Origin of the sequence: Corallococcus sp. RDP092CA (assembly GCF_041903675.1) — a bacterium.
In the GTDB taxonomy this organism is placed as follows: Bacteria; Myxococcota; Myxococcia; order Myxococcales; family Myxococcaceae; genus Corallococcus.
The window spans coordinates 15760-42281 of record NZ_JAYESI010000029.1; the positions used below are offsets into that span (position 1 = coordinate 15760).

Sequence of the window (26522 nt, forward strand, 5' to 3'; positions counted from 1 at the left end):
GCGGTGGCGGACCTCAGTGGGGCGGCGGGGCCTTTGCCTGCGCGTCGCCGAAGCGGTAGTGGGCCACCACCGGCTGGTGGTCCGAGGACTCGGTGGAGCGGTCCACCTCGAAGAGCACGGGGACCAGCGAGCGCGTCGCGTAGAAGTTGTCGAAGCGCTTGCCCGTGGCGTGCACCACGCCGTGGCTGTCCGGGTGCGAGGTGAGCGTGGCGCAGTCCGCGATGTCCTGGAGGCGCCACCACGCGGGGCTGCCCTTGGGAATCTGGCCGGAGCTCAGCTCCTGCCGGGCGTGCTGGGGCGTCGTGAGGGAATGGTCCGCCAGCCGCACGCGCACCGTCGTCGCGTGGCACACCGTCTCCGGCAGCTCCTGCTCCATCATGTGCAGCTCGTGGCGCAGGCGCGGGTCCGCGATGTTGCCCACGCCGCGGTCGCCCACGGTGACGTTGTGCATGTCGTCGCCGTAGCGCTGCCGGAACTCCTCGATGGTGTCCGTGTCGTTGTCCTGCTTCGGGTGCAGCAGGTGCGCCACCAGCCAGGAGCCGCCGCGCTTGATGGCGGTGTTGGCGTTGAAGTCGCCCAGCACGACGGCGGGCACGCCCTCGCGGCGGCGCAGGAGCGCGTTGAGCTGGCGCATGTTGAGGGCGTTGATGGCCGAGTCCCCCAGCGCGTGGTGCACGTTGTAGAGGTAGACCGGGCGGCCCTCGGCCAGCAGCTTCACCCACAGCACGCCCCGGTCCTCCACCAGCTCGCCCGCGTAGCCCTGGCGCGCGATGGCGTCGTCGCGCTCGGCTTCGGTGAGGGCGTAGGTGAAGTGCGCGGCGTCCGCGATGGGGTGGCGGCTCAGCCAGGCCTTGCCGTTCACCAGCCGCGCGCCGTCCTCGCCGTCGCTGCCCTGGTAGACCAGGTGGAAGCCGAAGCGGGACGCGAGCAGCACCGCCATGGGCACGGCCGCCTCCTGGAGGCCGACGACGTCCGGCATGCGGTCCTGGGCCTCCAACTGGGTGAAGTACTCCAGCAGCGCCTCCTGGCGCTCGCCGCCCATGAGGATGTTGTAGCTCATCACCGTGAGGCCCGGCCCCCGGGGCGCGCGCGGCGCGGGGTGGTGCACGATGAGCGTGCGGCCGTCTCCCAGCCGGCGCTCGCTGGTGGGCAGCGGCACGGCCTGGAAGTCCGGCAGGGTGAGGGTGGGGTCACGCTTCGGCATGAGGTCCTCCTGCCCGCCCTGCTTGCGTCCGAGCAGGGCCCCCACGGCGGGCAGGTGCTCCAGCACCTCGGGCATCTTCATGCCGCCCTCCCCTCGCCGGGGCGCCAGGCCCGCGGGGTGCCTTTGGCGAAGGGGGAGCGATGTCGAGCGTCACGCCGTCGCGCTGTGGAATCCACCGAGCCTCCATCCAGAAGTCCTCCGCTCAAGGTCGTGGCGGGAGGCCTCGTCCGCCAGCGGCATGTGGAGCGCGTGCGCCCGGCTGGACGGCTGCCCTGCATGCGCAGGGCATGGGCGCGACGTCGAGCGGTGCACACCCGTCCCGCGCGGAATCGGCCCGGGCGTGGAGCGTGGATGGTTAGATGGGCGGGCGATGAAGGAACTCGATGACCTGCTGCGGGCCTGCGGGCGTGCCTCCGGCCCGGTGGTGCTGGCGACGGTGGTGGCCGTGTCCGGCTCGTCGTACCGCCGCCCGGGCGCCCGCATGCTGATGGGCCCGGATGGCTGGCTCGCGGGCGGGGTGAGCGGCGGGTGCCTGGAGGGAGACCTCGTGCGCAAGGCCTTCTTCTGGACGGCGGACGGGCCGCGCGTGCTGCGCTACGATACCACCGGCGACTCCGCGGAGGACGAGGGCGGGCTGTCATTCGCGCTCGGGTGCAACGGCGTGGTGGACATCCTGCTGGAGCGCTGGGAGCCGGGGCCGGGGGACTCGCTGGGCTTCGCGGCGGAGGCGCGCAAGCGGTCGCTGCGCGCGGTGGTGGCCACGGTGTACCGGGGTCCCGCGGACGCGGTGGGTGCGCGGCTGATGCTGCGCGAGGACGGCCTGTCGGCGGGGAGCCTCACGGGCGCGCTGCTCGCGCCGGTGCGCGCGGCGGCGACGGAGGCGCTGGCGCGCGGCGCGCCCTGGAGCGGCGGATGCGGCGACGCGGAGGTGCTGGTGGAGGTGGTGGAGCCGGCGCCGCCGGTGGTGGTGTTCGGCGGCGGCTTCGACGTCGCGCCCGTGGTGGCGCGCGCGCAGGGCCTGGGGTGGCACCTCACGGTGGTGGCGGACCGGCCCGTGGAGCTGCTGCGCCGCAGGTTCCCGCTGGCCCATGCGCATGTCGCGTCGCGCGCCAGCGAGGTGCTGCGGAGCGTGCCGCTGTCCCCGCGCAGCCTGGTGCTGGTGATGACGCACAGCCTGCCGCAGGACCGGGAGCTGCTGGAGCGGCTGGTGCCGCTGCCCGTGCGCTACCTGGGCGTGCTCGGGCCCCGCTCCCGGACGGAGCGCATCCTGCGGGAGCTGGCGCGCCCTCCCACCGCCGCGCAGTTGGAGAAGCTGCACGCGCCCATGGGGCTGGACCTGGGCGCGGAGGGCGCGGATGAGATCGCCCTGTCCATCATCGCGGAGGTGCAGTCGGTGCTCGCCGGGCGCGACGGGGGACGGCTGCGGGAGCGACAGGCGCCCATCCACGCGGACGCGGACGCGCCGGAGCGCAGGTCGGCATGAGCGAGTCGCATGCGATTGGCGCCCCGGGCGGCGGGACGCGCGGAGTGCGCATGGCGCCGGCGTCCGCCCGCATGAGCGAGTCGCATGCGGCTGGCGCCCCGGGTGGCGGGACGCGCGGAGTGCGCATGGCGCCGGCGTCCGCCCGCATGAGCGAGTCGCATGCGGCTGGTGCCCTGGGTGGCGGGACGCGTGGAGCGCGCACGGCGCCTGTGTCCGCTCGCTCGTGGGGGCGCGCATGACCGTCGCCATCGTGCTGCTCGCCGCGGGGGGTTCGTCGCGGCTGGGCCAGCCCAAGCAGCTGCTGCGCCATGAAGGCGCGTCGCTGGTGCGGCGCGCGGCGGAGCGGGCCCTGGCCGCGAGCCCTATGGTGACCGTCGTGCTCGGCGCGCGGCGCGCGGACGTCGCCTCCGAGCTGGACGGGCTGGCCGTGCGGTGCGTGGACAACCCGGACTGGGCGCTGGGCCAGGGCGCGTCCCTGCGCGCGGGGCTGCGGGCGCTCCCCCCGGACCTGGACGGCGCCCTCCTGATACTCTGCGACCAGCTCCGCGTGGACGCGGACCACCTGCGCTCGCTCATCACCACCTTCGAGCGCACGCGCGCGCCCATCGTCGCGTCGGCCTACGCGGGCACCCGGGGCGTCCCCGCCCTCTTCGCCCGCGCCCTCTTCCCCGAGCTGGAGGCCCTGCCGCCCACGGGCGGCGCGCGCGGGCTCATCGCTCGCGACCCTTCGCGCGTCGTGGAGGTCCCGCTGCCCGGCGGCGAGGAGGACGTGGACACCGCCGAGGACGTCCTGCGCCTCACCCGCCCCGGACGCGGTGGGTGATGCCCTCCGGCCCGGCCACCACCAGGTCGGTGGTCAGGTTCAGGAACAGGCCGTGCGCCATCACCCCGGCGCGGGACTCCAGCTTCGCGGCCAGCCCCGCCGGGTCGCCGATGGGACCGAAGTCACAGTCCAGCACCACGTTGCCCTGATCCGTGTGGTACGGCGCCCCGTCCAGCGCGGGCCGCACCACCACGCGCGCGCCCAGCGACTCCAGGAACAGCGCCTGCGAGCGCCAGCCGAAGGGCAGCACCTCCACCGGCACCGGCCACTTCGTGCCCAGCCGGGGCGACAGCTTGGGCGCGTCCACCACGATGACCTCGCGGCGGCTGGCCTGCGCCACCACCTTCTCGCGCAAGAGCGCCCCGCCGCCGCCCTTGATGAGCGACAGGTCCGGCGCCACCTCGTCCGCGCCGTCGATGGTGAGGTCCACCACCGGGTGCACGTCCAGCGTGGTGAGCGGCACGCCCAGGGACGTGGCCAGGGACTCGGTCGCGCGGGACGTGGGGACGCCCACCACGTCCTTCAACGTCCCGGCGGCGAGCAGCGCGCCCAGCCGCCGCACGGCGTACGCGGCCGTGCTGCCCGTGCCCAGCCCCACCACCATGCCCGGCTGGATGAAGTCCACCGCGCGCTCCGCCGCCGCGCGCTTGAAGGTAGCGGAAACACTCTCGTCGGAGGTCATGGCGGGCTCGCGGAAGGGGGACGGCTCAGTGCGGTGTCCCAGGATGCCCGGAGTCGGCCGGCGGCGCACGCCGCGCTTCATGCTCCGACGGCGCGAGTGGACCCGCCAACAGTGCCTCGTCCGCGGTCCCCAGTCCGGCGGGCGGGGCCGTCAGGCGCTTCTCGCGCTTCCACGCCTTGCGCCGCTCGCGCTGCACCTCCGTGAGCAGCACCTGCCCCGCCGCCGCCGCCGGCACCGCGAGGATGACGCCCAGCAGCCCCGCGACGGAGCCGCCCACCAGCGCCACCAGCGAGATGAGCAGCGGGTTCATCTGGATGGCGCGCCGCTGCACCAGGGGGCTGAGCAGGTGGGCCTCGAGCTGCTGGTAGACCATGAACAGCGCCAGCGCGAGGATCGCGCGCTTCGACCCCACCGACGCCAGCGTGGTGGCGGTCACCAGCAGCGCGGTGATGACGCTGCCGATGTACGGGATGAGCCCCAGCACCATCGCCACCAGGCCGAGCGGCAGGAAGTACGGCACGCCCAGCGCCAGCGACATGCCAGCCGTGCAGGCGCCGCCCACGCTGACGATGAGGAACGTGCCGACGAGGTAGTTGCCCACCGCCTCCCGCATCCGGCCCACGATGCGGCGCACGCGGGGGCGGTTGCGGGGGCGCACCCAGCCCAGGATGCTCGCGTAGAGGTCATGTCCGAAGAGCAGGCCGAACACGGCCAGCGCCAGCACCGTGACGCCCGCGCCCAGCAGCTCCACCGTGGACGACAGCACGCTGATGAGCGGCTTCGCCAGCACGCCCGGCTCCACGTCGAACGCGTCCTGGGGATGCGACAGCACGCCGAAGTGCTCATCCAACCTGCGCACCCAGGGGGCCTGCGTCAGCTCCTCGAAGAAGCCCGGCGCCGCCTCCACCAGGTGCTGGAGCTGCTCCACGAGCATCGGCACCAGGGTGAGGATGAGCAGGCCGATGACGCCCAGCAGCGTCAGCGCGATGAGCGCCACGCCCAGGCCCCGGCGCAGGCCCCATGACTGCAACCGGCGCACGACGGGCTCCGCCGCCAGTCCCAGGAGCAGCGCCGCCGCCAGCAGCGTGAGCATGGGCCCCAGGCTCCGCATCGCCGTGCCCAACAGCACGAGCAACACCACCTGGGCCCCGACCGACCACACCGTCCGGGGCGGGACATAGACGGGAAGCCCCTTGCGCGCAGCCTTCATGCCCCCAAGGTAGGGTGCACCCTCCAGGCGGGCGACGGGCCCCGACAGGCCGCTCCCGGTTGACCCAACGTGAAGACGCGGCCCCGCCGGTGGGCAGGCGGCCAGGGAGGCGCCCGGAGGCCACGATGCAGCCCTTGAGCCCCGGATGAGCTGGCCGCACACCGCCCTCTCCTTGTTGGGAGACCGCGGCCTGAGGGACCCCGATGGGTCGTATGCGTCGTGGCGCCCCTCCATCGCTCCGGGCAGACTGCCGCGCCCATGGACAAGCCCCAGACGATGCGGTCGTTCGTGAAGCTGCTGGTGACGGATGCGCAGGACTCCGTGCGCTTCTATGAAGGCCTCGGCTTCGAACGCGTCGCGTCGGAGCCACCCATCCTCCGCCTCCAGTGGGGCGGCGAGTCGGACGTGTACCTCGTGAGCCCTCCTCCCGGCCTGAAGCTGGAGGGACGCAAGGGCATGGGCGTGCTGGTGGGCTTCCGCGCGGGCTCGGACGGCGTGGACGCGGTGGCCGCGAAGGCGGCCGCGCTGGGCGCGCCCGTGGAGGGCCCCACCGTGCAGCCCTGGTACACCCGTGAGGTCGTCGTCACGGATCCGGACGGCTACCGGCTCAACTTCATCGAGCCCGCCTGACGCGCGGCCTCCGCTTTCGCTCCGCGTCCGGTCCCCTCAAGGGGCGCGGAACGAACGATGGAATCGACGCCGTTGCGCGGACCCGGGGACGCCGCCCCGCCACTTGATTGCCCCAGCGGCTTGCGCCAGCCTGTCGCGGACTCCGTGAGCCCGCCCCGCTACTTCGTTCCCCACGCCGCCAGCCCGGTCGAGCCCGCGCCGTGCGACGACTCGGAGGTCATCCACGCCCTGGACGCGTTCCTGCTGGAGCCCGCGTACCTGGGCGAGTCCGAGTGGCTCGTCTGCACCGACGTCGTGGGCCAGCTCCAGCTCATCCCCGGCAGCGAGCGCGCGCGGCTGCCCGCCTCCGTGCAGGCGCAGCTCGCGCACCACGAGGTCGCCTCCGGCCAGCCTCCGCGCCGCCTGGCCGCGACGGAGCTGTTCTTCTTCGCCCCGGAGGTGGTCGAGCACCCCGCCGACGCGGAGGGCTTCAACGACCCCGTCTACCTCTATGGCGCGCTCACGGGCCCGTGGCCGGGCCATGACGTCACGCGCGTCAACGGGCAGCTCACCGTCACCCGGGGCGACGTGCTCGCGGGCTTCGCGAATGGGGCCCGCGACGCCTTCCACTACGTGAAGGACGCGGAGAGCCGCGACGCGCCCCGCGCCTACCATGCGCTGCTGCCAGGCGACCGCGCGGAGCAGCTCGCGCGGGGGCGAGGGCTCGTCCTCACCTATCCGGCGGTGCCCGCGGAGCTACAGACCCACCACGCGGCCAACGGCGCGCAGGTCGCCAGCGTGCTGCACGCGGTGCTCAGCCAGCTCCAGGAGGACGCCCGCGCGCACCAGGGCCCGCGCGAGCTGGCCGCGCTGGAGCTGCCCGTCCCCAGCCGCGCGATGGCCATCGCGGACCTGGAGCTGCATGGCTACGACGTGAAGGGCGACCTCGCCACGCCGCGCCCCACGAAGGGCGGCCTGGTGGGGAAGCTCGCCGGCTGGCTCCACGACGAGACCGTGCGCGTCCCCCGCGAAGCGCCGCCGCCGGAGTTCCTGGAGCTCGCGCGCCGCGTGCTGCCGCTCCTGCCCGGCTGGCCCACGGAGACGGAGCGCGCGCTGCGCGCCCTGGTCCTCGCGGGAACGCTGTCTCCGGGGCCGCGCGCGACCGCGCCCCGCGCGCCCACGCCGGCCGCGTCCATTCCTCCGCGCCTGCCCACGCCGCCCGCGCGCGCCAGCGATTGGATGCAGGACTTCATCGACTCGCACGGCAAGCCGGGCGGCGCGAAGCCGCGCCTCACGCACCTGTCCTCGAAGCCCGCGCCACGGCCGGCCCCCCGTGCGTCATGGCAGGCGGACTTCGCTCCGGCCGCGCCCGCCCGTCCGGCCTCCAGGCAGCAGGAGGAGGCGCCCGCCCCGCCCGGCGAGAGGCCGGACTGGATGCGCGACTTCGAGGACTGACCCCGCCCGTTTGCGGTGCCCGCGCGCCGGGCGCTAGCGTTTTCACCCTCCAGAAAGGCAGCCATGGGACACGAGAAGCCGATCGAGCCATTTTCCGACCTGCACCGCGAAGGGGACCGCGTGCGCGCGGTGCTGCTGCACGACCCCACGGTGGAGGGCCTGGACATGGCCATCTACATGGACGCGTCCGGCAGCATGAAGGAGGAGTACGCCTACACGACGCCGAAGCGCTCCTTCCTGGAGTGGCTGCGCGGCGCGCCGCTGAAGGAGGCCTCCAACCAGGTGGAGCCGCAGGTGCGGTGGATGCTGGAGTACCTGGCCACCAAGGACCGCAACGGCCTGCTGCGCGTGGCCTACTGGGCCTGTGGCACCAACGGCCGCCAGGTGGAGCCCGTGGGGGAGCTCAAGGGCACCGACGTGAAGCAGTACCAGTTCCCCGGTGCCAAGCAGCTGGGCGGCTACACGTACCTGGAGCCCGCGCTGCGCGACTACGTGAGGTACCTGGAGGAGCAGGTGAAGGTGGGCGCCAGGCGGGGCTGCGCCATCATCGTCACCGACGGTCGCCTCCACGACGCGGAGGCGGTGGAGAAGTACTCCGCGGAGATCGCCCGGCGGATCGCCGCCGGCCGCCTGCCGCGCATCAACTTCGTGCTGGTGGGCGTGGGCGACGACATCGACGAGGAGCAGCTGGAGCACATCGCCCACGCGGAGTACCCGGGCGTGGGGCACCTCTGGTGCCACCGCATCGCGAAGGAGATCACCCAGGTCGCGGAGCTGGTCGCCGTGCTGGTGGACGAGACCATGACGGTCGCCGCCGGCGGCACCATCTACGACGACCAGGGCCGGGTGCTGAAGACCTACGAGGGCCGCCTGCCCGCGGTGCTGGAGTTCGAGGTGCCGGAGGAGGCCAGGAGCTTCACGCTGGAGGTGAACGGCCAGCGCTACACCCAGCCGCTCCCCGACGAAGACCACGACGAGGACGAGGACCACCACTGATGGCCGGCCACGAAGTCATCAAGCGCCCCTTCTCCGACATCCACCGGATGGGCAACAAGGTCGTCGCGACGCTGTTGCACGACCCCACCGTGGAGGGCCTGGACGTGGCCCTCTACATGGACGGCTCCGCGAGCATGGAGAACGCGTACGGGCCGCGCGGCATCCTGGCGAAGCTCGCCCCGGTGAAGAACCAGGTCGAGCCGCAGATGCAGTGGATGCTGGAGTACCTGGCCAACAAGGACCGGGACGGCAAGGTGCGCGTCACCTACTGGGCCTGCGGCGACGGCACCCAGTTGGAGATGGTGGGCGACCTCACGGGCCCGCAGGCCAAGGGCTACCGCTTCCCCGGGCCGAGGTCCTACGGCAAGGCCACGGTGATGCTGCCGGTGCTGCGCGACTTCGTGGCGCACATCAAGCAGCAGGTGGGCGAAGGCGCCAGGCGCGGCCTGGCGGTCATCATCACGGACTCGCAGATCAACGACGCCCATGACGTGACGGCCTACGCCACGCAGGTGGCCAAGGAGATCGCCTCCGGCCGCCTCCCGCGCATCAACTTCGTCTTCATGGGCGTGGGCGAGCACGTGGACGAGGAGCAGATGGAGGAGATCTCCCACACCACCTACCCGGGCGTGGGACACCTCTGGTGCCACCGCCACGCGGACCGCATGGAGGAGATGGCGGAGCTGGTCGCCGTGCTGGTGGACGAGACCATGACCGTCGCCGCGGGCGGCACCGTCTACGACGACCAGGGCCAGGTGCTGAAGACCTACGAGGGCCGCCTGCCCGCGGTGCTGGAGTTCGACATCCCGCCCACGTGCAAGCACTTCACGCTGGAGGTCGCCGGCCAGCGCTTCGACCAGCCCGTCCCCGAGGAGCACGAGGACGAGGCCCCCCACGACGAGGACGAGGAGCCCCGGGCCGCGCAGCCTCCGGCCGCCGCGGCCTCGCACGCACGCCGCGGACACCGCCACTAGGGCGACAGGAAGACCCAGCCATGTCGGAGCAGAAGAAGCGCGGGGCGCGGTTCGGCACGTTGAACATCAAGGGCCTCAAGGAGGCGCAGCCCGCCGGCAACGCCGTGCAGCGCCACGTGCACGGCCCCTCCTGCGCCCATGGCCACGACCATGGGCATGACCACCACGGGCATGCCCACTCCCAGCGCGTCATCCGCCCGCCGGCCCACCGTCCGGCGGAAGGGGGAGGCGCCGCGCTCCAGCTGGACCTGGAGGGCACGCTGCCGGGAGAGACGGACGACCAGGGCCGCTTCGAGCGGCTGGAGGCGGCCCTGGAAGCGCAGCACGGCATCACCGACGTGCACCTGCGCCGCGACGCGGGCCACGCGGAGGTGTGCATCCACTACCAGCCGTCGTTGGTGAGCGTCTCGAAGCTGGTGACGCTCGCGCAGAAGACGGGGGCGCAGGTGGCCGCGCGCTACCTGCACCACACCTGGTTCGTGCGCGGGATGGACTCCGCGGACGCGGCCCAGGTCATCGAGCACGCGGTCTCCAGGCTGGACGGCATGCTCACCGCCAGCGTCGCGTACGCCAGCGAGCGCCTGGTCATCGAGTACGACAAGGAGACCCTGAAGCTCCCGGACGTGGAGGCCCGGGTGAAGGCGCTCGGGTACGGGCTGGAAGTGCCCATGGCGGGCCACGCCTGTTCGCACCACGCGCACGGCGGCGGCCTGGCGCCGCTGCTGGAGCTGCCCCTGGTGGTCGTCTCCGGCGTGCTGCTGGCGGCGGGCTTCGGGGTGGAGCACTTCGCGCTGGCCCCGCCGCGGGTGGCCACGGCGCTCTGGGCGCTGTCCATGGCGAGCGGCGGCTTCTTCGCCATCCGGGGCTCGGTGCAGTCCATCGCGCAGCTGCGCATCGACATCGAGACGATGATGGTGGTGGCGGCGCTGGGCGCGGCGGTGCTCGGCGCGTGGTTCGAGGGCGCGTTCCTGCTCTTCCTCTTCAGCGCGGGCCACGCGCTGGAGCACCGGGCCATGGACAAGGCGCGCCGCTCCATTGAAGCGCTGGGCCAGCTGCGCCCGGAGGTGGCGCGCGTGCGCCGGGGCGCGGAGGTGGTGGAGGTGCCGGTGGCGGACGTGAAGCGCGGTGAGCGCATCGTCGTGCGCCCGGGCGACCGCGTCCCGCTGGACGGCGTCATCCGCGAGGGCAGGAGCTCGCTGGACCAGGCGGCCATCACCGGCGAGTCCATGCCGGTGGCGCGCAAGCCGGGCGACGAGGTGTTCTCCGGCACCATCAACTGCGAGGCGGCGCTGGAGGTGGAGGTGACGCGCCTGTCGTCGGAGTCCGTGCTGGCGCGCGTGGTGGACATGGTGGCGCAGGCGGAGGCGCAGAAGGGCAAGCGGCAGCGCTTCGCCCAGCGCCTGGAGCGCACGGTGGCGCCGCTCGTCATGGCGGCCGCGGTGGTGTTCCCGGGGGTGCTGCTGCTGCTGGGCACGCCGCTCCAGGAGGCGGTGCTGCGCGCGGTGGGGCTGCTGGTGGCCGCGTCGCCGTGCGCGCTCGCCATCTCCACGCCGTCCGCCGTGCTGTCCGCGGTGGCGGCGGCCGCGCGCGGGGGCGTGCTCATCAAGGGCGGCATCTACCTGGAGCTGCTGAGCGGCATCCGCGCCATCGCCTTCGACAAGACGGGCACGCTCACCGTGGGCCGCCCCCGGCTGCTCACCACCTGGGCCGCGCCGGGCGTGACGCGCGAGGAGCTGCTGGGCACCGCCGCGGGCGTGGAGGCGCTGTCCGCGCACCCGCTGGCCAGGGCGGTGGTGGACGGCGCCGCGGAGGCGCGCATCGCCGCGCCCGAGGGCCGCGACCTGGAGGCCATCCACGGCCAGGGCATCCGCGCGAAGGTGGGCGACGACGCGGTGGCGGTGGGCAGCCTGGCCCTCTTCGCGGGCGAGGCCCTCCCCCCGGAGGTCACCGCCGAGGTGGCGCGGCTGGAGGAGGCGGGGCAGACAACGATGGTGGTGCGGCGCGCGGGCCGCTACCTGGGCGTGCTGGGCGTGGCGGACACGCTGCGCGGCGGCGCCCGGCAGGTGGTGCAGGCGCTGAAGGCGGGCGGCATCGAGCGCGCGGTGATGCTGTCCGGCGACAACGCGCTCGTGGCCCGCGCCATCGCGCAGCAGGTGGGCCTGGACGAGGCGAAGGCGCCGCTGATGCCCGTGGACAAGGTGGCGGCGGTGAAGGAGCTGGACCGCACGCACGCGGTGGCCATGGTGGGCGACGGCGTCAACGACGCGCCCGCGCTCGCCGCCGCCGCCGTGGGCGTGGCCATGGGCGGCGCCGGCAGCGACGCGGCGCTGGAGACAGCGGACGTGGTGCTGATGAGCGACGACCTGGCGAAGCTGCCCTTCGCGCTGGAGCTGTCCAGGCGCGCCTCGGCCGTGATGAAGCAGAACCTGGTCATCGCGCTGGGCGTGAGCGCGGTGCTCGTCGTGGCCGCCGTGCTGGGCCTCACGCGCATCAGCCAGGCCGTGGTGCTGCACGAGGGCAGCACGCTGCTCGTCGTCTTCAACGGCCTGCGCCTGCTCGCCTTCCAGCCGAAGGCGCCCGCCACGCCGCCCCAGCCCGCCACGGGCCCGCAGCCCGCCGCCGGTTAGCCCGCGCGCGTCATGCTTGGCGTGCCAACCTCCTCCACGTCCGGAGGAGCGGGCGCATGCGCGGCGTGTTGTCTTCCAGCCGGCATGACCTGAAGTGGATGCACGCAGCGCGTCGTGAGCGGGGGTCCACAGGCGGCGCGCGATGAACGTGGCATGGTGGGAAGCGCCATGCCTGTCAGCGTCTTCGACCTCTTCAAGATTGGGATTGGCCCCTCCAGCTCGCACACGGTGGGGCCCATGCGCGCGGCCCGCACGTTCGCGGTGGGGCTGTCGGACGCGGGGCTGATGGAGCGCGTGACGCGGCTCAAGGTGGAGCTGTTCGGCTCGCTGGGCGCGACGGGCAAGGGGCACGGCAGCGACAAGGCGGTGCTGCTGGGCCTGCGCGGCGACACGCCCGAGGACGTGGACGTGGAGCGGATCCCCTCCCTCGTCGAGCACTGGCGCGCGGAGGGGCGCGTGTCGCTGCTCCAGCGGCGGGTGCTCCCCTTCCGCGACGGCGAGCACCTGGTGATGCACAAGCGCAAGGTGCTGCCCTACCACCCCAACGGCATGCGCTTCACCGCGTTCGGCGAGGGCGGGGACGTGCTGGCCTGCCGCATCTACTACTCGGTGGGCGGCGGCTTCGTGGTGGACGAGCACGCGGCGGCGGGCGCGGATCCGCTGCGCGCGGAGAGCGCCGCGGTGCCCCTGCCCTTCAAGTCCGCGGCGGAGCTGCTCGGGCACTGCGAGCGGGAGCGGCTGCCCGTCAGCGCGGTGATGCTGCGCAACGAGCTGACGTGGCGGAGCGAGGAGGACCTCCGCGCGGGCCTCTTGCGCATCTGGGCGGTGATGCAGGCGTGCGTGACGCGCGGATGCACCACGTCCGGCATCCTGCCCGGCGGCCTGAAGGTGGAGCGGCGCGCGGCGGCGATGTACCAGCGGCTCGTCAGCCGTCCGGAGGCGGGGCTCGTCAACCCGCTGACGGTGCTGGACTGGGTGAACCTGTACGCGCTCGCGGTGAACGAGGAGAACGCGGCGGGCGGGCGCGTCGTCACCGCGCCCACCAACGGCGCGGCGGGCATCATCCCGGCGGTGCTGCACTACTACTGGCGCTTCGTGCCGGGGGCGAACGCGGACGGCGTGGTGCGCTTCCTCCTCACGGCGGGGGCCATTGGCGCGCTCTACAAGGAGAACGCGTCCATCAGCGGCGCGGAGGTGGGCTGCCAGGGCGAGGTGGGCAGCGCGTGCTCGATGGCGGCGGGGGCGCTCGCGGAGGTGCTGGGCGGCACGCCGCTCCAGGTGGAGAACGCGGCGGAGATCGCCATGGAGCACAACCTGGGGCTCACCTGCGACCCGATTGGCGGCCTGGTGCAGGTGCCCTGCATCGAGCGCAACGCGATGGCGTCCGTGAAGGCCATCAACGCGGTGCGCATGGCGCTGTCCGGCGACGGGAAGCACTTCGTCAGCCTGGACAAGGTCATCAAGACGATGCGCGACACCGGCCGCGACATGAAGGACAAGTACAAGGAGACCGCGCGCGGCGGCCTCGCGGTCAACGTCCTGGAGGTCGCGAACCTCAGCGTCGGCCTGCCGGAGTGCTGAGTCCTCCGGCGGCGTGCGGCGCGCCCCCATCCGCGGGGCGCGCGTTGCGGACGCAGGCAGCAGCCCGCCACACCACGCGTCCAGGCCCTACCGCCTGCGCTTGCCACCGCGCGCCGCGGACGCGGGCACCGCCTTCACCACCGGGGCGGGCCGCGCGGAGAGCCACGCCTCCACCTCCTTCGCCTGCGCGGTGCGGCCCGAGGACCTGAAGCGCGCGAGCGCCTGCGACGCCGCGTCGCGCGCCTCCGCCTCCTCGCCCTCCTTCCACAGCGCCTGCGCCAGCCCGAAGCCGGACTCGCCCAGCGAGTCCTCCTGCGCGTCCTTGAAGGTCAGCGCCTGCCTCAGCGAGGCCACCGCCTCGCGCGTGCGGCCCAGGCCCAGCAGCGCCTGCCCCACGCCGTCCAGCGAGTAGTAGACCCGCTCGTCGTCCGGCCCCAGCTGGTCCTGCTTCACCTTCAGCGCCTCCTCGTAGTCCCGCAGCGCGTCCGGGTAGCGCTTGAGCGCGAGCAGGCTCATCCCCTCCTCGTCCAGCGCCTCCGCCAGCTTCACGCTCTGGTTCCCCAGGAGCGTGCGGTGCAGCGACACCGACACCCGCGCGTGCTCCAGCGCCCCGGTGAAGTCCCGCTGCTCGCGCAGCGCCATGGACAGCGCCTGGTGCCGGCGCGCCGTGTCCAGGTGCACGGGCCCCAGCGCCTTCTCCGTCTGGGCGAGCGCGTCCCGCAGCACCGTCACCGCCTGCGCGCTCTTGCCCAGCTCCAGCAGCGTGCGCCCCAACGTGAACGCCACCCGCGCCCGCTTGGGGTGCCCCTCCGGCAGCGCCTTCGCCAGGAGGCCCGACGCCTGCTCCAGCAGCTTCAGCGCCTCGTCCGGGTGGTCCTGCATCAGCGCGAGGTTGGCCCCGTTCACCTTCAGGTCGCTCTCCAGCACCGCGTCGCCGCCCACGCGCCTCAGCGTCGCCTCGCCCAGCCGGCCCCAGCGCCGTGCGAGCGCGAACTGCTCCTGCTCGCCGTCCACGTAGAGCAGCTTGTTCATCACCGCCACCGCGAGCCGGTCCGCCCGCCCCGCCTCCGCGTCGTACACGGCCTGCTCCAGCACCGCGCCGCCCGCGGCCTTGTCGCCCAGCACCGCCTGCGCCCAGCCCAGGTGGAAGCGCAGCTCCGCCATCAGCGGCAGGTAGCCCGTGGCCAGCACGCGCGCCTCCGCGGCCTTCGCCAGCTCCAGCGCCTTGGGCATCCGGCTCAGGTCCACGCGGGCCTTCACCTCCGCCAGCGTGCCCTCCAGCGCCTCCAGCTCCGCGCGCTTCACGGGGTCCGCCGGCCGGGGCTGGAGCTCCGTCAGCGACGCCACGTCCGCGCAGTCGTCCGGCGAGGGCAGCGCGTAGGCCGCGTCCAGCGACCTGTCCACCAGCGCCGCGTCCGCCGTCTGGAGCGTGGCCACCAGCGCGCCCAGGTCCTTGCGCCGCCGCTCCAGGCACACGAAGCGCTGGGACAGCAGCGCCTCCGTCTGCACCTCGCGCACGCGCGTGTCCTCGCACGCCGCCGTGTGCTGCTTCGCCCACGCCGCGCCGTAGCCGTCCAGCACCTCGCCCACCCGGAGCGCCATGTCCCGCGCCACCGGGCTCCTCGTCGCGAGGAACGCCTGGGTCACCTGCTCGCGCGCGTCCGCGCCCCAGCGCTCCGCCACCAGGTCCGCGGCCCCGTCGCAGACATGGGAGCGCGACCACGCCAGCCCGCCCGCCACGCCCAGCACCACCGTGGCCGCCACCGCGGCGCCCGCGCGCCGCTGGAGCAGGGCCCGCCGCTCCCGCTGCCCCAGCACCGTCAGGAGCTCCGCCATGGAGCGGAACCGGTCGCGCGGCTCCAGCGACAGCCCCTTCATCAGCGCGCGGCGCACCCACGCCGGGACCTTCGAGTCGCGAGGGGGCTCCAGGATGGGCGACGGCGGCAGCACCTGCGCCGCCGCCGCGCCCGTCACGCCCGGCCCGTCATCCTCCGCGCCCCGGGGCCGCAGCTGGGAGGCCACCCGCGACAGCTCGTCCGGATCGAACGGGCGGATGCCGTACAGCGCGCGGTACAGCGCCGCGCAGAAGCTGAACTGGTCCGACCGCGAGTCCAGCAGCTCGCCCCGGAACTGCTCCGGAGACATGTACGCGGGCGTGCCCATCACCAGCCCCGCCTGCGTGAGCTGCGAGCCCAGCGGCGAGTCGTCCCCCACCGGCCGCGTGCGCTCGCCGTCCTCGTCGTCGTCCGCCACCTCGCCCATGGGCCGCGCCAGCCCGAAGTCCGTGACGTAGACGCGCCCGTCCTTGCCCACCAGCACGTTGGCTGGCTTGAAGTCCCGGTGCACCAGCCCCGCCGCGTGCGCCGCCTCCAGGCCCCGGCCCGCCGCCAGGTACTTGTCCAACAGCTCCTGCCACGTCCGCGGCCTCGCCTTCGTCCAGTCCCGCAGCGTGCCGCCGTCCACCAGCGCCATCGCCACGTAGATCTGCTGCTCCCACGGCCCCACCTCGAAGACGGGGATGACGTTGGGGTGGGAGATGCGCGCCATCGCCTGCGCCTCGCGCAGCAGCCGCGCCCTCCCCTGCTCCAGGTCCTCGTGGCCGCCCTTCACGCGCAGGAGCTTCAGCGCCACCTTGCGGTCCAGGTCCGGATCATAGGCGGCGTACACCACGCCCATGCCCCCCTGCCCCAGCACCTTCAGCGGGACGAACCGGCCCACCTGTCGCGAGGCGAGCCGCTGCGCCTCGCCCCCCGCCCCCCGCGAGGGCGCCGACGCCTCCGCCCCACCCCGCCCCGTCGCGGGCGCGCCGCCTCGGCCCGTACCGTAGGATTCTCGCGACGTCGAAACGCGCGGCGCGGAGCCAGGCGCGGAAGGCCCGTCGTCCCTGTCATGCCGGTTCGCCATGGGTCCAGTGTACCCCTCATTCCAGGATTCCATGGTTCTTCGGGCCGGCCGCCGGCCCGGTTGCTTCGGAAATCATGCACTTCCGTCAAAAGCCGTGATCCAGAAGCAACCTCCAAAGTCCTGCGCGGATAATGGGGGAGGAAAAAGACCCAGACGCGACAGGAGACGCCTCATGGCCCTCGGTATTGGCTCCAAGCTCGATTCGGTCATGGCCCGCATCCGCCAGGCCACGGAGCAGGCCCGCGCCGAGATGGCGGCGGCCGCCCAGTCCGTGCAGGAGCCGCTGCCGGACGCGCCGGATGCCAAGCCGCTCAACGCCGCGGAAGGCCGCTACCTGGACTCCTTCGAGGAGGAGCGCGCCAGGAAGATGGGCCTGCCGGCGCTGGCCGCGCCCCCGCCGCCGGGCACGGAGCCCGCGGCCAGCGCCGTCCCCACCAACGAGGCGACGCAGGCCCAGAAGGAGCAGGGCTGGAACGCGCCCGAGACGACCGTCGCGCAGACGAGCAAGAAGGGCTGCGCCGAGGCCACCCTCACCTACCTGGAGCAGTCCAGCGCGGAGGAGTCGGCCCCGCTGACGCAGCAGGAGGCGCGGGAGCAGGTCCGCAACAAGGCGGACACGCTGAGCACGTCCGTGAAGGACCGCGTGGACGTGAACCTGGATGACGGCGCGACCCCGGACGAGATGGGCGCGATGCTGGGCAGCATGGGCATCAAGGTCACCAACGGCTTCGACGAGTGCGACACGGACGCGCTGAGCGGCGCGCTGAAGAACGGGCAGATGGCCCTGGCGCTGGTGGACTCCAACGCGCTGCTCAACACGACGCTGGCGGAGGGCGAGAAGGGCCCGGACAGCGGCGAGCTGCACTGGCTCACCATCGACGGCGTGAACCCGGGCAAGAGCAAGGGCACGGACGACGACCTCTACCGCGTGCGCGACCCCGTCAACGGCGCCTACTGGGTGAAGGCCAGCGACCTGAAGAAGAGCATCGCCCAGGCCCAGGAGCAGCACGGCAGCGGCGGCGTGATGACGGTCCAGAAGGACGGCACCGCGAAGACGGACGCGCAGCGCGAGGCCCTGGCCCAAGCCAACCTGGAGCGGACCCAGCCCCTGGGCAAGGGCAACGGCGGCGCCAGCCGGCGCCTCAGCGTGGGCGAGTCCAGCTAGGCCTCCACGCGCGGCCCGGCTGCACCCGACGCCTTCCCCAGCCCCGTGCCTGGGGAGGGCGTTCATACGTGCAGGCGCCAGGGCCAGCCCCGCGACCTGAAGCCCCCACGGGGACGCGCGTCACGAGCCGCCCGTCCTCCCGTGCGCGGGGCTCAGGTGCCGTCGATGAGGCGGTTCGCCAGGTCCGGGCTGAACTGTCCGGCCGGCGTCCCCGGGGCGATGCCGCACGAACCATCCGAGTCCCCCGGCGTCTTCACCCACAGGAGCAGCTCCGCGCCGCCGCCCGTCTGCGACGGGACGCCCAGCTTGCGGCCGGCGGGGTTGCACCACTCGCCGTTGGAGCCGTTGCCGTTGCGGCTGGTGTCCACGACGAACTGCCGCGTGTAGCCGTAGCGGCTGCTCAGCGCGGCGTTCACCGCGTCGCCATACGTGTGGGTCTCCGCGGTGGGATAGAAGTTAGAGACATTGAGGGAGAAGCCGCGCACGTTGCGCACGCCCGCGGACTCCAGGCGCTGCGCCATGGTGTCGGCGCCAATCCAGCGCGCGTTGCCGCCGTCCAGGTACGTCCAGGTGTTGGGCGCGCGGTCGCGCAGCTGCTCGGAGGCGTAGCGGATCAGGCTCAGCCGCGTGGCGCGCTCGGTGTCGTTGGGGAGGCAGTCCAGCTGCGCGACGCCGTCCGGCTCCACGATGACCACCGCCGGCCGGTCGCCAATCGCCGCCGCGAAGGCGCCAATCCACGCGCGGTACGCCTCCGCGCTCCCCGCGCCACCGCTGGAGTGGCTCCCGCAGTCGCGACCGGGGATGTTGTAGGCCACCAGCACGGGCAGCTTGTCCGCCGCGTCCGCCGCGGCCACGAAGCTGGACACCGCCTGGGTGATGTCGCTGTTCCAGTTGCCGAACCAGCGCGCCATCGGCTTCGACGCGATGGACGCATTGATGCGCGCCGCGCGGCCGTCACCGCTGTTGTTGCGCGCCCACACCGCCGGGTTGGAGTTGGGGTCCACGTAGAACCCGCTCGTCATCGCCACCGGGCCGGAGCCGGTGCCGCTCTCCGTGGTGAGCGAGATGTCATCCAGCCGCACGGTGACGGCGCTGGCGCGGCCGCCCAGCTGGAACGTCACCTGCCCCTGCCCCGACGAGAACGAGGACGTGAACGGGAAGGAGAACCGGCGCGACGTGCCGTCCAGGGTGAAGGCCTGGGTGAGCGTGGCCGTGTACGGCGCCACCTCCTGCTGCACGGTCGCGCGCGCGGTGATGGTGGCCGTGGCGGTGGCGGTGAACGCCAGCGTGTACGTCTTCCCGGCGGTGAGCGTCAGGCCGCTCTGCCCGACGATGGCGTCCCACGGGTTGGCCGTGTTCGCCGCCACGTCCACGCGCCACCTGCCGCTCTCCACAGACGACTGCGTGCTGGCGTTGCTCCACCACGGCGCCACCGCGCCGGAGTTGAAGGTGCCGTTGGTGAGCAGCTCCGTGAGCGCGGCCTCCTGCGCCGTCAGCGCCGGAGCCCCGGCCGCGGCCGGCTCAGCGGAGACAGGCGCGGAGGGGCCACAGGCCACGAGCGCGAGCAGCGGAACGAACGACAACCGACGCACGAAACGGGGAGTACACATGAAGGGGAGCTCCTCACCACGGGGGAGCCCCTTCTTGCGGCGCACCAATCCGGAATACAAGACTAAACAAGTTTTTCAACTATTACCGGAATATTACTGAGACGTTCACGGCGGGGGGCCCGCCCTGACGGAGCGGGTCCCTCGTGGCGCGTGGGTCACGGCCCCTGGGGGCCGGGGCTGGAGTTGCCGCCATCGGTGACGTAGCGCCACTCGCCGTCGGCCTGCCGGCGCCAGACGGTGAGGTACTTCACGTGGTCCACCTCCGGCTGGCCCTGGTCGTTCTTGCTCGTGGCGACGGCGCGGCCCACCGTGTACGCGAGGTCACCGGAGCCCGCCGCGTCCCCCAGCACCGGCTCCCAGCGCAGGTCGATGGCCTCCAGCGTGAACGGCGCATACGCCTTCGCGATGGCCTCCCGGCCGAAGATGCCGGCGGACCCGAGCGGCAGCATTGCGTCCTCCGCCGCGTAGGCGGTGAAGGCCTTGCCCATGCCCTCCGTCGTGGACCGCTCGGAGAACGCGCGGTCCGCGGCCTTCGCCTCCTCCAGCACCTGCGCGGGCGCGAGCGCGCGCGGCGCCGGGGCCGGCAGCGTGGACGACGACGCGAAGCCCGCGGGCGGCGTCATCCCCGTCTTGGCCGCGTTGCGCACCGCCACCGCCACGCGCCACTGCCCGTCCGGCTGGCGCTTCCACGCGGTGATGTAGCGCCCGGCCGGCCGCAGCGACGTGCCGCCCGACTCCACGGACGCGTTGCCCACCGAGTACCCCAGCGTCCCGTCCGCGCTGACGTCCCAGCGCACGGGCGCCCAGCGCACCTTGCCCTCCGCCTCCAGCGGGTGCTCGGCCAGCCACGCGCGGATGGCCTCCCTGCCCTTCTGCGCGTACGCGCCCTCCACCATCAGCACCGCGTCGTCCGCGACGAAGTCCGCGAACGCCTGCGCCGAACCGGACCGCTCCGCCGCGTCCGACATGGCCTGCTCCGCCGCCCTCAAGCCCGCGCGCAGCTCCTCCAACGACTGCCGCGCCGTGCCCGTGGCGGCCTCCGCCCCCGGCCCGGAGCCCTTCGCCCCACCACACCCCAGGGTCCCCAACGCCGCGACGACGAGCGCGCCCGCGAACATCCGTTTCATGTGCTGGTTTCCTTTCGTGAGCCACCGGGCCCGCGCGCCATGGCCGGCACCCCGGGCTCCCGGCCCCCAGCCATACACGCAAAAACGCCCCGCCGCCCGCCCCTCGTCCTGCGGCTCCCGCACTCCCCGTCCGGAACGCCCGCGGCGGATGTCGACTGAAACATCCTCCGGGGTCTGCCGCCCTGACGCATCCTGGCAAGCCGGTGCGATCCAGGAATGATGCGTTTCTACAACTACAAGGGAATTGCCTCCCCCACCGCGAAAAGGACTCCCCCGAATGGATGGACGTAACAGAAGGACCGGCGGCGGCCGGCTGCTGCCGCTGACGGCGCTGCTGCTGGCCGCCGCCTGCGAGCCGCGCCCCGCGGCGCCCCCGGCGCAGGAAGGCCCCACCGCGTCGGTGAAGCAGGGCGCGGGCAGCCTCTCCGCCACCGTGCGCAGGACGGCGCATGGCATCCCCCACGTGCTGGCGGATGACTTCGCCGGCGTGGGCTACGGCTACGGCTACGCGTTCGCGCAGGACAACTTCTGCGAGCTGATGGACGCGCTGGTGACGGTGAACGCCGAGCGCTCGCGCTACTTCGGGCCGGACGGCGTGTACCTGGCCGCCCTGGGCAGCCAGTACAACAACCTGAAGAGCGACTTCCTCTACCAGGCTATCATCGACGACGGCACGGTGGACGCGCTGCTCGCGAAGCCGCCGCCCCTGGGCCCCTCCCAGGACGCGCGCGAGCTGGTGCGCGGCTACGCGGCGGGCCTCAACCGCTACCTGGATGAGGTCGGCGTGGACGGGCTGCCGGATCCGCGCTGCCGGGGCGCCGCCTGGGTGCGCCCCATCACCGAGCGCGACCTGTACCGGCGCTACTACCAGCTCAGCCTCTTCTCCAGCTCGCTCTACTTCCTGGACGCGCTGGTGGACGCGAAGCCCCCGTCCCTCCTGCCGGACGGCACGCTGCCCCAGCCGCTGGCCGTGCCCGCGTCCCTGGACCGCAAGGTCTTCCCCAGCTCCGAGACCCTGGGCCTGGGCAGCAACGCCTTCGGCCTGGGCAGCCAGGCCACGCGCAACGGCAAGGGCATGCTGCTGGCCAACCCGCACTTCCCCTGGGAGGGCTCGGAGCGCTTCTACGAGGCCCACCTCACGGTGCCGGGCAAGCTGAACGTCTCCGGCGTGAGCCTCCTGGGCGTGCCCGCCATCCTCATCGGGCACAACGAGACGCTGGCCTGGAGCCACACCGTCTCCACCGCGTACCGCTTCACCCCCTTCGAGCTGAAGCTCATCCCGGGCCTGCCCACGAAGTACCTGTACGACGGGCAGATCCGCGAGATGACCACCCGCACCGTCACGGTGCAGGCGAAGGAGGCGGACGGCTCGCTCACGCCGCGCCAGCACACCTTCTACCGCTCGCACCTGGGCCCCATCATCGAGTACCCGTCCGGCCTGATGACGTGGAACGTCCTCACCGCCTACGCGTTCCATGACGCCAACGCGTCCAACCTGCGCCTGCTGGACACCTTCTTCGCCATGGACCGCGCGGCGAACGTGGACGAGCTGCGCACGGCCCAGAACACCTGGCAGGGCATCCCCTGGGTGAACACCGTCGCCGCGGACGCGCAGGGCCGCGCGTACTACGCGGACATGAGCGTGGTGCCGCACGTCACCGACGCGAAGCTCCTGCGCTGCGTGCTGTCCCCCATCCCGCTCTTCGTGCTCGCGAGCGCGGGGCTGCCGGTGCTGGACGGCTCGCGCTCCGACTGCGCGCTGGGCAGCGACCCGGACGCGGTGGAGCCGGGCATCTTCGGCCCGGGCAGCCTGCCGCACCTCACCCGCGCCGACTACGTCACCAACTCCAACGACAGCTACTGGCTGCCCAACCCCGCCCAGCCGCTCACCGGCTTCCCGCGCATCCTGGGCGGTGAGAAGAACCAGCGCAGCCTGCGCACCCGCCTGGGCCTGAAGATGGTGCAGGGCCGCCTCGCCGGCACGGACGGCCTGGAGGGCCAGGGCTTCACGCTGGAGCAACTCCAGGCGGTGACGTTCAACAACCGCGTCTACTCCGGCGAGTTGCTGCGCGACGCCGCCGTCTCGCTGTGCCGCCGCACGCCCTTCGTGCTGATGCCGGACCTCACCTTCGAGGACCTGCGCCCCGCCTGCCCCGTGCTGGCCGCGTGGGACCTGAAGGGCGACCTGGACAGCCGGGGCGAGCTGCTCTGGCGCGTGTTCATCTTCAACGCGGTGGGCGTCACCGGCGGCCCGTACCTGGTGCCCTTCAACGCGAACGACCCCGTCAACACGCCGCGCACGCTCAACACCCTGAACCCGCAGGTGGCCCAGGCGCTGGGCACCGCCATCCGCACGCTGCGCGCGCGCGGCATCGCCCTGGACGCGACGACGGGCTCCGTGCAGGGCAAGCGCAAGAACGGCGTCTTCTACCCGGTGCACGGCTGCAGCCACGAGGAAGGCTGCTTCAACCAGATCGCCAACCAGCTCCTGCCGGACAACACCTACGAGCCCGTCCTGGGCTCCAGCTTCGTCATGGCCGTGTCCTTCACGGACGCGGGGCCCGTGGCGAGGTCCGTGCTCACCTACTCGCAGTCCTCGGACCCGGCCTCGCCCTGGTTCGCGGACCAGACGGCCCTGTTCTCCCAGAAGCAGTGGGTGGACCGGCGCTACACGGAGGCGGAGATCGCCGGCGACCCGGCGCTGACCGTCACGCACCTCCAGGAGTAGCCGAGGCGGGCCCGCAGGCGAAGGCGGCCCGGTGTCCCTCGCGAGGAGGGGCGCCGGGCCGCCGTGCTTCTCGGCGCGGGGGACGTCAGCCCTTCGCGGGGGTGGCCTGGATGTCCAGCTCCACGTCCACCTTCTCACCAACGAGCCAGCCGCCGTTGTCGAGCGCCCGGTTCCACTGGATGCCGAACTCGGAGCGCTGCAGCGACGTGCGGGCCGAGTACAGGAGCCGCGGCTGGCCCCACGGGTCCTTCGTGGTGGCCAGGTGCCGCACCTCCAGCAGCACCGGGCGCGTCACCTTGCGCATCGTCAGCTCGCCCAGCAGTTGGAAGGAGGTGGTGCCCACGGCGTGCGCCTGGCTGGCGCGGAAGGTGAGGTACGGGGCCGCCTCCACGTCCAGGAACTCCGGCGAGCGCAGGTGCGCGTCCCGCTCCGGCGAGCCCGTGTAGATGCTCGCGGCCTCCACCTGCACGTCCACCTCGCCCTGCATGGGGGCCTGGGGATCCACCCGCAGGGTGCCGGACACCCGCTCGAAGCGGCCGTGCACGCGCGCGACCACCATGTGCCGCGCAATGAAGAGCACGGTCGAGTGCGCCGGATCGATGTTCCACGATGAAAGTGACATGAGGGGGGCTCGCGGGGGAACGAGGAGGATGCTCGCGCCGAAAGATAGCAATGCCATCACAAATATGCAGCCGCGGCTCCAAGGCCAGACACCCCGCACGCCCCGGAATCCCCCTCTGGGAAGCGGAGTTTCCAAGGTCCCGAGTCTCGCCACTTGATGAAGTTGATAGGGATTGTCAGGCCAATCCCAGGAAGGCAGGATTCACCCCGGGTGAACAAAGGATTTCCATCAAGAGACGCAATCCCGCGTCCCCTGGGAGTCCCACCTGGAGCTGGAGCCATGAAGATGTTGCGTTGGGGAGTGGCGGCGCTGGCGCTGTTCGCGGCGGCCTGCGGCCCCGTGGAGGAGCAGCAGGCGCCCGAGGCCGAAGCGGTGGAGACGCAGGAGGCGGCGCTGACGGGGCGGACCTGTGTGAACGACCTCGGCTGCCGGCAGGCCTGTGAGTGCGAGGCCGGATACTGTGTGCCGAGCGCGTTCGGCCCACCGCCGGGCGAGGGCTACTGCGACGTGCCGCCCGAGCGCGCCTGCTCCACCGGGGCGGACTGCGCATCTGGCTGCAACTGCGTGGACAACGTCTGCGTCGAGAGCGGCTTCAGCCCGCCCCCCAACTGCCTGCTGGCGCCCCCGGACGCCTACGAGGGCGACAACACGCACACCACCGCCTCGTCGTACCCGGGCACGCCGCAGCTCAACCACTCCTTCCACCGCCAGAACGACGTGGACTGGGTGCTGGTGGCCACGCCGGTGAACCAGGTGATGACGGTGGAGACCTACAACCTGCGCAACGCCCCCACGATGCGCGTCGAGGTCTACGCGTACAACTACGCCACCCGCACGCTGGGCGCGCTCCTGGGCAGCACGCAGTCCACCGTCTGCTCGCTGCTCCTCCCGGCGTGCCAGATGTACCGCGTGACGGTCAACGTCGTGGCGGGGGGCGTCTACGCGGTGAAGATCACCGACAAGCGCAACCGGCCCGCGGGCGACGACTACCTGCCCACCCCGAAGTACGACCTGAAGATGTACTGAGCCCCAGGGCCTTCAGTCGCGGGGCGGCGGGTCTTCCGCCGTCCCGTCGATGACGCGCTTCGCGATGGCGAAGGAGAAGCCCGCGCGGGCGAGCGCCGCCAGGTCCTTCTTGCGGTGCGCCTCGCGCGTGCGCGGGTCGCGCCGGAAGGGGCCCAGCCGCTTCTTGCGCGCCCAGATGCGGGCGGCGGCGTCCTCGGGCACGTCCTGGGTGGCCTCCGCCAGCTTCTCCCGCACCAGCTCCGGCGCCACGCCCTTCATGCGCAGCTTCTGGGTGATGACCCGCGCGCTGCGCCCGGACGCGCGCAGCGAGTGTACGCGCGTCTCCGCGTAGGTCCGGTCGTTGATGAGGCCGTTGCGGATGAGCTTCTCCGCCAGCGCGTCCACCCAGCCCACGGCCTCCGCCCGGTCTCCGCCATGGAACTTCACGGAGCGGTCCACCCGGCGCAGCAGCACGCGCTTGAGCTGGCTCACCGTGGCCGCGTACCGCTTGAGGTAGTGCAGCGCCGCGTTCTCCAGGTAGCGCGGCGACACCTGCCGGGGCGGCTTCGGCCTGCGAGCCTCCCGGCGGCGCTCCGGGTCCCTGTCGGTGGGGTCATCCATGGCGGGACAGCTCTACCACCCGGGTCCGACCCTCGGGGGCGCGTCCGCCGCCCCTCCGGGGGGCCCGCCCGGGGCCCGGCTGCCCGGCGGCCTGCGGCGCCGAGGGCGCGCCCCCGGTGTCCGCGGCCTGGCGCCGCGCCCGCGCCCAGTGCGTGGGCGGCAGGCCGACGTGGCGGGTGAAGGCCACGCTGAAGGTGCTCGCGGAGCTGTAGCCGACCTGCTCGGCCACCTCGGCGACGGTGACCTCCTCCTTGCGCCGCAGCAGGTCCTTCGCCAGGGCCATGCGCCAGCCGAGCAGGTACTCCATCGGGGCCACGCCCACCGCGCGGTGGAAGCGCTCGAAGAACGCCGAGCGGGACAGCGCGGCCTCCTTCGCCAGCCGCGCCACGGTCCACGCGTGGGTCGGGCGCTCGTGCATCCGGCGGAGCGCGACGGCCAGGCGCTCGTCGGAGAGCCCGCGCAGGAGGCCCGGCGACGCAGCGAGCCCCGCGGTGGAGCGGAGCGCCTCGATGAGCAGCACCTCCATGAGGCGCGCGAGGATGACCTCCCGCGCGGGCCGCCGCTCGCGCAGCTCGTCCCGCAGGAGCTCCACGAGGGAGGTGAGCCGCGGCTCGCCGCGGACGTGCACGAACTGGGGGAGCAGCGAGACGAGCAGGCTCGCGTCCGGCGAGGCGAAGGTGCAGTACCCCACCATCATCCGGACATCCGGCGGGCCGTGGTGGACGCCGTTCCGGATCTCCCCATCGGGCAACACGATGCGCGGGGTCTCGTGCCGTCCCCTCGGCGGCTCGACGCTCGTCGTCGTGAAGTCGAACGCCGCGGGGATCAAGACGAAGTCCCCCTTCTCGAGGAGCACCGGCTCGCGCCCGTCGACCGCGATGCGGCTGCGCCCCATGAGGACCGCGCAGTAGAAGGGCCGCCCCGCCTCCGCGCGCCGGACCCTCCACCGGCCCGCGCCGCTGACGAGCTTCGAGAACGGGGCGCCCGGCTGGAGCAGCGAGACCACTTCCGCGAGGGGATCGACCATGACCGGACTCCTGCGAATGAAATCTGGACTCCCTGTTGTAGCACGTCCGCCCCCTGCTCCCTATACCTG

At 73.0% G+C, this 26522-nt stretch carries 20 protein-coding genes; 11 read left to right on the forward strand and 9 right to left on the reverse strand.

Going from position 1 to position 26522, the window contains the following annotated elements; genetic code table 11:
• Positions 1–13: 13 nt before the first annotated feature.
• Positions 14–1285: an endonuclease/exonuclease/phosphatase family protein gene (locus U8525_RS26265; RefSeq protein ID WP_374269186.1), complete on the reverse strand. Its 1272-nt coding sequence runs from the start codon at positions 1283–1285 to the stop codon at positions 14–16.
• Positions 1286–1574: 289 nt separating this feature from the next.
• Between U8525_RS26265 and U8525_RS26270 the strand changes: the two genes are divergently transcribed.
• Together U8525_RS26270 and U8525_RS26275 are read left to right on the forward strand one after the other, a co-directional pair.
• Positions 1575–2687, forward strand: coding sequence for an XdhC family protein (locus tag U8525_RS26270; RefSeq protein ID WP_374269188.1), 1113 nt, complete (start codon positions 1575–1577; stop codon positions 2685–2687).
• 235 nt (positions 2688–2922) lie between these two features.
• Positions 2923–3510, forward strand: a complete 588-nt coding sequence (locus U8525_RS26275; RefSeq protein ID WP_374269190.1) for an NTP transferase domain-containing protein — start codon at positions 2923–2925, stop codon at positions 3508–3510.
• Here the strand turns inward: U8525_RS26275 and rpiA are convergent.
• Positions 3485–4192 (reverse strand): ribose-5-phosphate isomerase RpiA, encoded by a 708-nt coding sequence (gene rpiA, locus U8525_RS26280; RefSeq protein WP_374269192.1) that lies wholly within the window; start codon positions 4190–4192, stop codon positions 3485–3487. The genes U8525_RS26275 and rpiA overlap by 26 nt on opposite strands.
• 25 nt (positions 4193–4217) lie before the next feature.
• Positions 4218–5402 (reverse strand): AI-2E family transporter, encoded by a 1185-nt coding sequence (locus U8525_RS26285; RefSeq protein WP_374269193.1) that lies wholly within the window; start codon positions 5400–5402, stop codon positions 4218–4220.
• A 258-nt stretch (positions 5403–5660) separates the two neighbouring features.
• Here U8525_RS26285 and U8525_RS26290 point away from each other — a divergent pair, with 258 nt between their 5' ends.
• The 6 genes from U8525_RS26290 (at position 5661) to U8525_RS26315 (ending at position 13644) form a co-directional block, all read left to right on the forward strand.
• Positions 5661–6032 (forward strand): VOC family protein, encoded by a 372-nt coding sequence (locus U8525_RS26290; protein WP_374269195.1) that lies wholly within the window; start codon positions 5661–5663, stop codon positions 6030–6032.
• Positions 6033–6152: 120 nt separating this feature from the next.
• Entirely contained in the window at positions 6153–7466 is a 1314-nt protein-coding gene (locus U8525_RS26295; protein WP_374269196.1) for a hypothetical protein, read from the forward strand.
• A gap of 63 nt (positions 7467–7529) precedes the next feature.
• A complete protein-coding gene (locus U8525_RS26300) occupies positions 7530–8462 on the forward strand; it encodes a vWA domain-containing protein (protein ID WP_374269198.1) in 933 nt (310 codons plus the stop codon).
• Entirely contained in the window at positions 8462–9436 is a 975-nt protein-coding gene (locus U8525_RS26305; RefSeq protein ID WP_374269200.1) for a VWA domain-containing protein, read from the forward strand. The genes U8525_RS26300 and U8525_RS26305 overlap by 1 nt, the downstream gene beginning before the upstream one ends.
• Positions 9437–9456: 20 nt before the next feature.
• Positions 9457–12063, forward strand: coding sequence for a heavy metal translocating P-type ATPase (locus tag U8525_RS26310; RefSeq protein ID WP_374269201.1), 2607 nt, complete (start codon positions 9457–9459; stop codon positions 12061–12063).
• A gap of 168 nt (positions 12064–12231) precedes the next feature.
• A complete protein-coding gene (locus tag U8525_RS26315; protein WP_374269202.1) occupies positions 12232–13644 on the forward strand; it encodes an L-serine ammonia-lyase in 1413 nt (470 codons plus the stop codon).
• A gap of 87 nt (positions 13645–13731) precedes the next feature.
• On the opposite strand, the gene U8525_RS26320 is transcribed toward U8525_RS26315, so the two are convergent.
• A complete protein-coding gene (locus U8525_RS26320; RefSeq protein WP_374269203.1) occupies positions 13732–16548 on the reverse strand; it encodes a tetratricopeptide repeat protein in 2817 nt (938 codons plus the stop codon).
• A gap of 172 nt (positions 16549–16720) precedes the next feature.
• Between U8525_RS26320 and U8525_RS26325 the strand changes: the two genes are divergently transcribed.
• On the forward strand, positions 16721–17713 hold the full coding sequence (locus tag U8525_RS26325; protein WP_374269205.1) for a hypothetical protein: 993 nt from the start codon (positions 16721–16723) through the stop codon (positions 17711–17713).
• Positions 17714–17865: 152 nt separating this feature from the next.
• On the opposite strand, the gene U8525_RS26330 is transcribed toward U8525_RS26325, so the two are convergent.
• A complete protein-coding gene (locus U8525_RS26330; protein WP_374269207.1) occupies positions 17866–19323 on the reverse strand; it encodes a glycoside hydrolase family 6 protein in 1458 nt (485 codons plus the stop codon).
• A gap of 155 nt (positions 19324–19478) precedes the next feature.
• Positions 19479–20450 (reverse strand): DUF4440 domain-containing protein, encoded by a 972-nt coding sequence (locus U8525_RS26335; RefSeq protein WP_374269209.1) that lies wholly within the window; start codon positions 20448–20450, stop codon positions 19479–19481.
• 277 nt (positions 20451–20727) lie between these two features.
• Between U8525_RS26335 and U8525_RS26340 the strand changes: the two genes are divergently transcribed.
• Positions 20728–23178 (forward strand): acylase, encoded by a 2451-nt coding sequence (locus U8525_RS26340; RefSeq protein ID WP_374269211.1) that lies wholly within the window; start codon positions 20728–20730, stop codon positions 23176–23178.
• 85 nt (positions 23179–23263) lie between these two features.
• On the opposite strand, the gene U8525_RS26345 is transcribed toward U8525_RS26340, so the two are convergent.
• Positions 23264–23800: a YceI family protein gene (locus U8525_RS26345; protein ID WP_374269213.1), complete on the reverse strand. Its 537-nt coding sequence runs from the start codon at positions 23798–23800 to the stop codon at positions 23264–23266.
• A 279-nt stretch (positions 23801–24079) separates the two neighbouring features.
• Here U8525_RS26345 and U8525_RS26350 point away from each other — a divergent pair, with 279 nt between their 5' ends.
• The gene (locus U8525_RS26350; protein WP_374269215.1) at positions 24080–24826 is read left to right on the forward strand and encodes a hypothetical protein; all 747 of its coding nucleotides are present in this window, start codon (positions 24080–24082) and stop codon (positions 24824–24826) included.
• 12 nt (positions 24827–24838) lie between these two features.
• On the opposite strand, the gene U8525_RS26355 is transcribed toward U8525_RS26350, so the two are convergent.
• Together U8525_RS26355 and U8525_RS26360 are read right to left on the reverse strand one after the other, a co-directional pair.
• On the reverse strand, positions 24839–25426 hold the full coding sequence (locus U8525_RS26355; protein WP_374269217.1) for a regulatory protein RecX: 588 nt from the start codon (positions 25424–25426) through the stop codon (positions 24839–24841).
• Positions 25419–26453, reverse strand: a complete 1035-nt coding sequence (locus U8525_RS26360) for an AraC family transcriptional regulator (protein WP_374269219.1) — start codon at positions 26451–26453, stop codon at positions 25419–25421. Before U8525_RS26360 ends, U8525_RS26355 begins: the two co-directional genes overlap by 8 nt.
• Positions 26454–26522 lie beyond the last annotated feature (69 nt).